Source organism: Mycobacterium sp. IS-2888, from assembly GCF_001954215.1.
Classification (GTDB): Bacteria; Actinomycetota; Actinomycetes; order Mycobacteriales; family Mycobacteriaceae; genus Mycobacterium.
In genome coordinates this window covers 1-8,300 of the sequence record NZ_MBET01000045.1, presented here as the reverse complement: position 1 = coordinate 8,300, position 8,300 = coordinate 1, and the positions used below count along the sequence as shown (strand labels likewise).

Genomic DNA, 8,300 nt, shown 5'->3' with positions numbered 1-8,300 from the left:
CCGGCCGCTCGCGATCTGCTGGCGCACGCGCTGAAAAGCCGCCTTCAGCTCACCGTCGAGCACACCAGCCACCGCGGTCACGGCGGCGAAATCGCGCAGGCGGCCGCCGCCGACGGGGTTGACCTGGTCGTCGTGCACGGCGGCGACGGCACGGTGAGCGGGGTGGTCAACGGGCTGCTCGGCCATCCCGGCGCGCCGCGGGCCGAGCACCTGCCCGCGCTCGCGGTGGTGCCCGGCGGCTCGGCGAACGTGCTGGCCCGGTCGCTGGGCATCGCCCAGGACCCCGTCGCCGCCACCAACCAGCTCATCCAGCTGCTCGACGACTACCGCCGGCACCAGACCTGGCGCCGCATCGGGTTGATCGACTGCGGCGAGCGCTGGGCGCTGGTCAACGCCGGGATGGGCGTCGACGCGGAGGTGGTGGCCGCGGTGGAAGCCCAACGCGACAAGGGCGTCAAGGTCAACGCGCTGCGCTATTGGCGGGTGGCGATTCCCATCACGCTCGCGTTCAGGCGCCGCGACCCGGTGCTCACCCTGGAGCTACCCGACCGTGATCCCGTCCCAGGCGTGCACTTCGTGTGGGTGTCCAACACCAGTCCGTGGACCTACAGCAACAACCGGCCGCTGGTCACCAACCCCAGCTGCACCTTCGAGTCGGGCCTCGGCGTCTTCGCGCTCGACGGCATGAAGGTGCTGCCGACGCTGAACGTGCTGCGCCAGATCCTCTCGAAGGGCCCCAAGCCGAATGTGAAGCAAGTGGTGCGCGACGACGACGCGGCCTGGGTCCGCGTGACCTCGACCGCCGGCCCGATTCCCAGCCAATTCGACGGCGATTATCTCGGCCTGCGCGAAACCATGACGTTCCGGTCGGTCCCCGACCTGCTCGCGGTCGCCGCACCGCCCGCGAAAAATATACCTGAGCTGCGATAACGCGGCATCGATCGGGCCCGCGGAAAATTGGTCCGGGCGGCGGCGGCCGCGCAGTGTAGTACAACGGAGTGAGGCTATGGGTACGAGATCGCCAAAGTGAGATAGCCCACGAGCTAACTGATGCTATTGACATCTGTTGTGCCTGTGAAACGATCGAAAGGTTGCATGCAGAAAATTCGTAAGGTACGGAAACCTTTTCTTGTGCACGCTTAACAGCCGAAGAAAATGCCCGTGCGGCTTGCTGCGCACTCAGTGAGGAGTAACAACGTATGGATTGGCGCCACAAGGCGGTCTGTCGCGACGAGGACCCGGAGCTGTTCTTCCCGGTGGGGAATAGCGGTCCGGCGCTCGCGCAGATCGCTGACGCGAAACTGGTCTGCAATCGGTGCTCGGTGACCACAGAGTGTCTCGCCTGGGCTCTGAACACCGGCCAGGACTCGGGCGTCTGGGGCGGAATGAGCGAAGACGAGCGGCGCGCGCTGAAGCGCCGCAACGCCCGGACGAAGGCCCGTAGCGGAGTCTGACCCAGTTTCTCCACTTACAGTGCGGCCCTGACAATCGTCGGGGCCGCACTGTTGCGTGGGTACTAGAGCAGTAATCGGGTCCGTCGGCCGATCGGCACCCGTAACACCACATCGGTGCCGCGCTCGGAGGCTTCGCTCATGCCCAGCGTGCCGTCCAGCTCCGCCGACACCAGGGTCCGCACGATCTGCAGGCCCAGGCTGTCGGACTTTTCCAGGTTGAACCCCTCGGGCAGACCACGCCCGTCGTCGTGTACCACGACGTCGAGCCAGCGCGCGGAACGCTCGGCGCGAATCGTCACGGACCCCTCCGCGGCCGCGGGGTCGAACGCGTGCTCGATCGCGTTCTGCACGAGCTCGGTAATGACCATGATCAGCGCCGTCGCGCGATCGGAGTCCAGGACGCCCAGGTCGCCGACCCGGTTGATCCGGATCGGCCGGTCCACGGACGCGACGTCGTTCATGATCGGCAGGATCCGGTCGATGACTTCGTCGAGGTTCACCTGTTCGTCCACCGACATCGACAACGCGTCGTGCACCAACGCGATCGACGACACCCGGCGCACCGACTCGATCAGGGCTTCCCGGCCCTCGGCATTGACCGTGCGGCGGGCCTGCAGGCGCAGCAGCGCCGCCACGGTCTGCAGGTTGTTCTTCACGCGGTGGTGGATCTCGCGGATCGTGGCGTCCTTGGAGATCAGGGCCCGGTCGCGCCGCTTCACCTCGGTGACGTCGCGGATCAGCACGGCAGCCCCGGCGCTCGAGCCGTGCACCACCAGTGGCAGCGTGCGCAGGAGCACCGTCGCGCCGCCGGCGTCGACCTCCATCCGCATGCTCTTCCCGCCGGCCAGCAGGTCCTGCACGTGCTCGGCCATCTCCTGCGCCTCGAACGAGTCGGAGATCAGCGGCCGCGTGATTTCGATGAGGTTGTGCCCCTCCAACTCCGTCGTCAGGCCCATCCGGTGGTAGGCCGACAACGCGTTAGGGCTGGCGTAGGCGACCACGCCGTTGACGTCGAGACGGATGAAGCCGTCGCCCGCCCTCGGGGTCGAGCGCGACATGGCCACGTCCCCCACGTCGGGAAAGGTGCCCTCGGCGAGCATGTGAACGAGGTCCTCGGCGCAATCCCGGTAGGCCGTCTCCAATTGACCCGACGTGCGATCGGCGGCTACCGCGGTTTGGTGCCGGGTCAGTACCGCGACCACCTGGTCGCCGTAGCGCACCGGGGACGCCGCAACGTGCTGACCGGGCAGCTGCGACGAATGCTGTTGCCCCACAACACTTTCCCGGCCGATCTCGCCCGAACTGAAGGTTTCGGCGACGAGCGGCAGCCGGTCGGCGTCGACGACGCTACCCACCGCGTCGGTCTGCAGAACCGTCGGCGCGGTATTCGGCCGGCATTGCGCCACGCACACCAGCACGCTGTCGTCGCGGCGGACCCACATCAGGTAATCGGCGAATGACAGGTCCGCCAGCAGCTGCCATTCCCCGACCACCGCGTGCAAGTGATCCACCGCATTGCCGGGCAGCATGGTGTGCTCGGCAAGCAGATCACCGAGAGTGGACATCGGCCAAGCTTTTTCCGGGGCCTATTTCCGGGGCCTAGCTGATGACGGCGATGAGGTCGCCCGCCTGAATGACATCGCCGACCGAGACACTCACCTTGCTCACGGTGCCGTCGACCTCGGCCAGGACCGGGATCTCCATCTTCATCGATTCCAGCAGCACCACCGTGTCGCCCTTGCCGATCTGGTCACCCTCTTTGACAACGACTTCGAGCACGCTGGCCACGATCTCGGCGCGAACATCCTCGGCCATCTTCACCCCACTCGTTTCGGCCCCACACGTTTCGGCGACTGCGCATGCTGGCTGCTGGTCCTGTATATCGAACCACAAGACCGGCCCAGACCGCGGCGCGCGGGCCGTCGACGTGGCGCGCGGCGTCTCGTGAGAGACTGGGCGGCAACATGCGGGCGCGCGGCGCCCGGCAGCCTAAGAACTGGCATCCCAGCAATCCCGGAGGTTCGAGAACATGGCCAAGCGTGGCCGCAAGAAGCGCGACCGCAAGTACAGCAAAGCCAACCACGGCAAACGGCCCAACTCGTAGCCGCGGGCGTTAGTCGGCGCGCTACTCCAGGCCCCGGATGATCGTCGTCCGGCGGATCTCCAGCCGGAGGCGCTCCTTTAACGCGTCGGGGGCCTTCTCCCCCTTGCACTTGGTGGCGATCAGCGCCTTGATCCGCTCCTCGAGCCCGTAATGCTTGAAGCACCCGGGGCAGGCCTCCAGATGCTGGCGCAGCCGCTCCTTGGCCTCGGGCGTGCATTCGCCGTCGAGCAGCGTCCATACCTCCGCGATCACTTCGGCACACCCGATGCTGCCGTGGGAATCGTCGTCGGGGCACGAGTCGACCGGGCCGGAAAACTCGCTCATGACGACACCTCCTCGTGCGCCTGTGGGCCGCGGTTGAACCCTCGCTCCTTGGCCACATCGGCCAGCAATCCGCGCAGCTGACGTCTGCCGCGGTGCAGCCGAGACATTACCGTCCCGATCGGCGTGTCCATGATCTCGGCGATCTCTTTGTAGGGGAAGCCCTCGACGTCGGCGTAGTACACGGCCATCCGGAACTCTTCCGGCAACGCCTGCAGCGCCTCTTTGATCTCGGTGTCCGGCAGCGACTCCAGCGCTTCGACCTCGGCCGAGCGCAGCCCCGTAGAGGAATGCTCGGCATTGGACGCCAACTGCCAGTCGGTGATCGCCTCGGTCGGATACTCCGCGGGCTGGCGCTGCTTCTTGCGGTAGCTGTTGATGTAGGTGTTGGTCAGGATCCGGTACAGCCACGCCTTGAGGTTGGTGCCGGCCCGGAAGGAACGAAATCCCGCATAGGCCTTCACCATGGTCTCTTGCAGCAGGTCCTCGGCGTCCGCGGGGTTGCGCGTCATGCGCAGGGCGCCGCCGTAGAGCTGGTCGATCAGGGGAATCGCGTCGCGTTCGAAACGCGCGGTCAGTTCCTCGTCGGTCTCTTCGGGCGCCGCGAGGCCGCCATCCTCTCGGCCATCTTGGGGGTCGGCCATATCGGTCAACACGGTCCCTTCTGCTGCGGTGTCGCCGGGCAGCGTCGAAAGCTCCACCGGACTCGCAGGAACGCGAGTCAACAGGCTCGTCGCCGTTGACACCAGACTGCTCCTCCCAATCTAAAGGCTGCTTCCGACACCGCCCGCCCGGGCCTGCCCAGGCGCATCAGTAACCTGCTGGTTTAACAGCGTTGGCCGGCGCGCTATTTCCTGGCCTTTCCGCGCCCGGTCCCCCACCCGGGCCGGTTGCGGCGGGACGTTAGTGTGACGCCATGTCCCACGCGAAGCCCCTCCAGGGCAAGACCATGTTCATCTCCGGCGCGAGTCGCGGCATCGGCCTCGCGATCGCCAAGCGCGCCGCGCAAGACGGCGCGAACGTCGCCCTGATCGCCAAGACCGCGGACCCGCACCCGAAGCTTCCGGGCACGGTGTACACCGCGGCCAAGGAGCTGGAGGAAGCGGGCGGACAGGCGCTGCCGATCGTCGGAGATGTCCGCGACCCCGATTCCGTGGAGTCCGCCGTGGCCAAGACCGTCGAGCAATTCGGCGGCATCGATATCTGCGTGAACAACGCCTCAGCGATCAACCTCGGGTCCATCACCGAGGTGCCGATGAAGCGGTTCGACCTGATGAACGGGATCCAGGTGCGCGGCACGTACGCGGTGTCGCAGGCGTGCATTCCGCATTTGAAAGGCCGCGAAAACCCGCACATTCTGACGCTGTCGCCGCCGGTGCTGCTCGGCAAGGAGTGGCTGAAGCCGACGGCGTACATGATGGCTAAGTTCGGCATGACGCTGTGCGCGCTCGGGATGGCCGAGGAGCTTCGCGCCGACGGCATCGCGTCGAACACGTTGTGGCCGCGCACTTTGGTGGCCACCGCAGCGGTGCAGAACCTGCTCGGCGGTGAAGAGGCGATGGGCCGGGCCCGCAAGCCCGAGGTGTATTCCGACGCTGCCTACGTCATCCTCAACAAGCCGGCACGCGAATACACCGGCAACACGCTGCTGTGCGAGGACGTGCTGGTCGAGTCCGGCGTCACCGACTTGTCGGTGTACAACTGCGTGCCGGGCGCGCAACTCGGCGTCGACTTCTGGGTCGACGGCGTCAACCCACCGGGATACAGCGGACCCTAGCGTGGCGGGCGCTGCCACGCCGGCGCTAGCGGAGCTGGCCAAAGCCGGTGTGCCGCATGAGGTTTTGCGATTCGAGAACGTCGGCGACTTGTCGGCGTCCGGTGACGTCGCACCCGGTCAGGTGTTCAAGACGCTGGTCGTCGCGCTGCCCGGCGAATTGGCGGTCGCAATCGCTCCGGTGCCGTCGCGATTGTCCCTGAAGGCGGTCGCCGCGGCGTTGGGCGCGGCGAAGGCCGGCATGGCCGAACCCGGCGCCGCCGAGCGGGCCACCGGCTACGTGGTCGGCGGCATCTCCCCGTTTGGTCAGCGCCGGCGGCTGCGCACGGTGCTGGACAGCTCCGCGTTGAACTGGGACCGCGTGCTGTGCAGCGCCGGCCGGCGCGGCTGGGATGTCGGGATTTCACCGCACCATCTGATCCTGGTCACGGGTGCTATCACCGCGGACATCGCCCGCACTACACGTGCTTAATAATGACCCTTGCGTGGAGTGTAGTCAGTTGACTACACTCCACGTTAACGCTGGTCCATGCAACATCACAGGAGGACTCGATGGAACCGAAGCGATCGATGAAGAAGACGCGCGGCGCGACGATTGCCGCCGCCGGCGCGCTGGCCGTTGCGGGGCTGCTGACCGCCGGGGTTGGCACCGCCAACGCCGACACGATTCAGACCGAGGGCAACTATCCGACTCGGGCCGCGTGTCAGGACGCCGGGCCGGGCGTGAAGGCGACGACGCCGGGTAACTGGAACAACTTCTGGTGCGTCCCGGATCGCGTGGCTCCCGGCAGCTGGCGCCTGGTGCTCAGCAACTGACTCAGCGATACGAGTAGAAGCCCTCGCCGGTCTTGATGCCGAGCTTGCCGGCATCGATGTAGGCCTGCAACAACTCGCGCACGTGCTTCGGTAGGTGCGGAAACTCTTGCGCGTAGTGGTTTTCGATATCGAGCACGACATCCAAGCCGACCAGATCCATCATCTGAAACGGCCCGGCCGGCACCCCCCAGTTGACTCTGAACATGCCGTCGACATCTTCGGGACGGGCCACGCCCTCGGCGACGACGGCCAGCGACTCCCGCTTGATGGCCGCCCAGATGCGGTTGAAGATGAACCCGGTGCACTCCTTGCGCGCCTCGAAGGGATGCACGCCGAACTCAGGCAGGACGGTCAGCAGGGTGTCGAGCAGGCCGCGGTCGGTCTCGCCGTCGGACATGAGGTCGACCGCGTTGACCTGAGGCGGCATGTAGAAGTGCATGTTGCACAAACGCGTTTTGTCGCGCACGTTTTCGGCCATCAGCCGCGACGGGTAGGACGAGGAATTCGTCGCGAAGATCGTGTTCGCCGGTGCCGCCTGGTCGATCTGACCCCACAGCGGGATCTTGATTTCGAGCTTCTCCGGGGCGGACTCCACGGCAAGCCAGGCGTCCTCCAACGCCTCGTCGAGCGACGTCGTGGCGGTTGCGACGCCGACCTCGCCAAAGCCTCGCTCGGACACCAGCTGCGGTAGCGACTCGGCAACATACTGCGTCGCTTCCGCGAGCTGTTCGGCCCGCCGGGCATGGATTCGCACGGTTCCGCCGCGGCTGGCGAACATCAGCGCGATGCGGCGCCCCAGCGTGCCCGCCCCGATCACCGCGACGGGGCGGTTCTGGATGTCGTCGAACGTGTATGTATACGAGCCAGTCACACACGAATACTAAGTCGCGCGCATAAAACGTCATGGCGCTAAATCACTTGCGCCACTTTAGTTTCAGCAGTCCCTGGGTGGCGTTTTTGTCGGTGGGCTCGGATAGCTTCGCGGTATGAGTTCGGGCGGGATTGTCGATCGTGACGCGATCACGGCTGCGTTCGACGCGGTAGACGCCGCGCTCGACGGTGTGGCGCGGCTGGAATTCGACGCGCTGACCACCCCGGAGTGCCTGGGACTGTTGGAGCGCAGTGAACGCTGGCGGCGACGGTTACCGGCCCCGGAGCACAAATTGATCAATCACGTTGCCCGCCAAGCCACTCCGGAGGAGTTGGGTGGCAAGCTGTCGCACGCGATCGCCGAGCGAACGCTGATCAGCAAGGCCGAAGCAGCCCGGCGGATTAACGAGGCCGCCGATCTGGGGCCGCGCCGTGGCCTGACGGGTGAACCGCTGGAGCCGGTGTTGGCCAATACTGCCGCCGCGCAACGCGGGGGCGAGCTGGGGGCCGGGCAGGTGGCGGTGATCCGCCGCTTTTTCCACCAACTGCCCGGCTGGATCGACCACGCCACCCGCGAGCAAGTCGAAGCCAAGCTGGCCGAACAGGGCACCCAGTTTCGCCCCGAACAACTCGCCGCACTGGCCGACACATTGGCCGACTGCCTCAACCCCGACGGCACCTACACCGACGACGACCGCGCGCGGCGCCGCGGCTTGACCCTGGGCAACCAACAAGCCGACGGCATGTCGCAGCTACGCGGGTGGCTCACCCCGGAGGCCCGCGCCACCGTCGAAGCCGTGCTGGCCAAGCTGGCCACGCCCGGCATGTGCAACCCCCTCGATGAAATCCCCACTGTTGACGGGCCACCCCCGCAAGAGGCCATCGACAAAGACACCCGCAGCGCCGCACAGCGCAACCATGACGGGCTCAACGCAGCGCTGCGGGCACTACTGGCGTCGGG

At 66.6% G+C, this 8,300-nt stretch carries 12 protein-coding genes; 7 read left to right on the top strand and 5 right to left on the bottom strand.

Features of this window, described 5'->3' with window-relative positions; genetic code table 11:
- Together A5745_RS07255 and whiB1 are read left to right on the top strand one after the other, a co-directional pair.
- Nucleotides 1-930, top strand: a 930-nt coding sequence (locus tag A5745_RS07255; RefSeq protein WP_076115596.1) for a diacylglycerol kinase family protein, incomplete at its 5' end; no start/stop codon positions are given.
- Nucleotides 931-1,199: 269 nt separating this feature from the next.
- Complete coding sequence (gene whiB1 / locus A5745_RS07250; protein ID WP_068070345.1) at nt 1,200-1,454, top strand: transcriptional regulator WhiB1; 255 nt, start codon at nt 1,200-1,202, stop codon at nt 1,452-1,454.
- 62 nt (nt 1,455-1,516) lie between these two features.
- Here whiB1 and A5745_RS07245 read toward each other — a convergent pair whose 3' ends face one another.
- Both A5745_RS07245 and A5745_RS07240 read right to left on the bottom strand, forming a co-directional pair.
- Nucleotides 1,517-3,019 carry a sensor histidine kinase gene (locus tag A5745_RS07245; protein WP_076064533.1) on the bottom strand — a complete coding sequence of 501 codons (1,503 nt, stop codon included), beginning with the start codon at nt 3,017-3,019 and terminating at the stop codon, nt 1,517-1,519.
- A gap of 34 nt (nt 3,020-3,053) precedes the next feature.
- A complete protein-coding gene (locus tag A5745_RS07240) occupies nt 3,054-3,269 on the bottom strand; it encodes a biotin/lipoyl-binding carrier protein (RefSeq protein WP_076064555.1) in 216 nt (71 codons plus the stop codon).
- A gap of 214 nt (nt 3,270-3,483) precedes the next feature.
- Here A5745_RS07240 and A5745_RS25310 point away from each other — a divergent pair, with 214 nt between their 5' ends.
- Nucleotides 3,484-3,558 carry a 50S ribosomal protein bL37 gene (locus A5745_RS25310; protein ID WP_003416889.1) on the top strand — a complete coding sequence of 25 codons (75 nt, stop codon included), beginning with the start codon at nt 3,484-3,486 and terminating at the stop codon, nt 3,556-3,558.
- Between the two features lie 21 nt (nt 3,559-3,579).
- On the opposite strand, the gene rsrA is transcribed toward A5745_RS25310, so the two are convergent.
- Both rsrA and sigH read right to left on the bottom strand, forming a co-directional pair.
- The gene (gene rsrA, locus A5745_RS07235; RefSeq protein ID WP_076064534.1) at nt 3,580-3,882 is read right to left on the bottom strand and encodes a mycothiol system anti-sigma-R factor; all 303 of its coding nucleotides are present in this window, start codon (nt 3,880-3,882) and stop codon (nt 3,580-3,582) included.
- Nucleotides 3,879-4,523: a sigma-70 family RNA polymerase sigma factor SigH gene (sigH, locus tag A5745_RS07230; RefSeq protein WP_170874566.1), complete on the bottom strand. Its 645-nt coding sequence runs from the start codon at nt 4,521-4,523 to the stop codon at nt 3,879-3,881. The genes rsrA and sigH overlap by 4 nt, the downstream gene beginning before the upstream one ends.
- A 272-nt stretch (nt 4,524-4,795) precedes the next feature.
- Between sigH and A5745_RS07225 the strand changes: the two genes are divergently transcribed.
- The 3 genes from A5745_RS07225 to A5745_RS07215 all read left to right on the top strand — a co-directional run bounded on the left by A5745_RS07225 (nt 4,796) and on the right by A5745_RS07215 (nt 6,469).
- Entirely contained in the window at nt 4,796-5,656 is an 861-nt protein-coding gene (locus A5745_RS07225) for an NAD(P)-dependent oxidoreductase (RefSeq protein ID WP_076064536.1), read from the top strand.
- Nucleotide 5,657: 1 nt separating this feature from the next.
- Nucleotides 5,658-6,125, top strand: a complete 468-nt coding sequence (locus tag A5745_RS07220) for a YbaK/EbsC family protein (RefSeq protein WP_076115595.1) — start codon at nt 5,658-5,660, stop codon at nt 6,123-6,125.
- An 80-nt stretch (nt 6,126-6,205) separates the two neighbouring features.
- Nucleotides 6,206-6,469, top strand: a complete 264-nt coding sequence (locus tag A5745_RS07215; protein WP_076115594.1) for a hypothetical protein — start codon at nt 6,206-6,208, stop codon at nt 6,467-6,469.
- A 1-nt stretch (nt 6,470) separates the two neighbouring features.
- Here A5745_RS07215 and A5745_RS07210 read toward each other — a convergent pair whose 3' ends face one another.
- Nucleotides 6,471-7,340 carry a 3-hydroxyacyl-CoA dehydrogenase family protein gene (locus A5745_RS07210; RefSeq protein ID WP_076115593.1) on the bottom strand — a complete coding sequence of 290 codons (870 nt, stop codon included), beginning with the start codon at nt 7,338-7,340 and terminating at the stop codon, nt 6,471-6,473.
- 115 nt (nt 7,341-7,455) lie between these two features.
- Between A5745_RS07210 and A5745_RS07205 the strand changes: the two genes are divergently transcribed.
- On the top strand, nt 7,456-8,300 hold an 845-nt coding region (locus A5745_RS07205), incomplete at its 3' end, for a DUF222 domain-containing protein (protein WP_139329482.1).

Coding starts and splice junctions, on each gene's coding strand:
- A5745_RS07245 (WP_076064533.1), bottom strand. CDS start 3,019: ATGTCCACTCTCGGTGATCTGCTTGCCGAGCACACCATGCTGCCCGGC.
- A5745_RS07225 (WP_076064536.1), top strand. CDS start 4,796: ATGTCCCACGCGAAGCCCCTCCAGGGCAAGACCATGTTCATCTCCGGC.
- A5745_RS07215 (WP_076115594.1), top strand. CDS start 6,206: ATGGAACCGAAGCGATCGATGAAGAAGACGCGCGGCGCGACGATTGCC.
- rsrA (WP_076064534.1), bottom strand. CDS start 3,882: ATGAGCGAGTTTTCCGGCCCGGTCGACTCGTGCCCCGACGACGATTCC.
- whiB1 (WP_068070345.1), top strand. CDS start 1,200: ATGGATTGGCGCCACAAGGCGGTCTGTCGCGACGAGGACCCGGAGCTG.
- sigH (WP_170874566.1), bottom strand. CDS start 4,523: ATGGCCGACCCCCAAGATGGCCGAGAGGATGGCGGCCTCGCGGCGCCC.
- A5745_RS07240 (WP_076064555.1), bottom strand. CDS start 3,269: ATGGCCGAGGATGTTCGCGCCGAGATCGTGGCCAGCGTGCTCGAAGTC.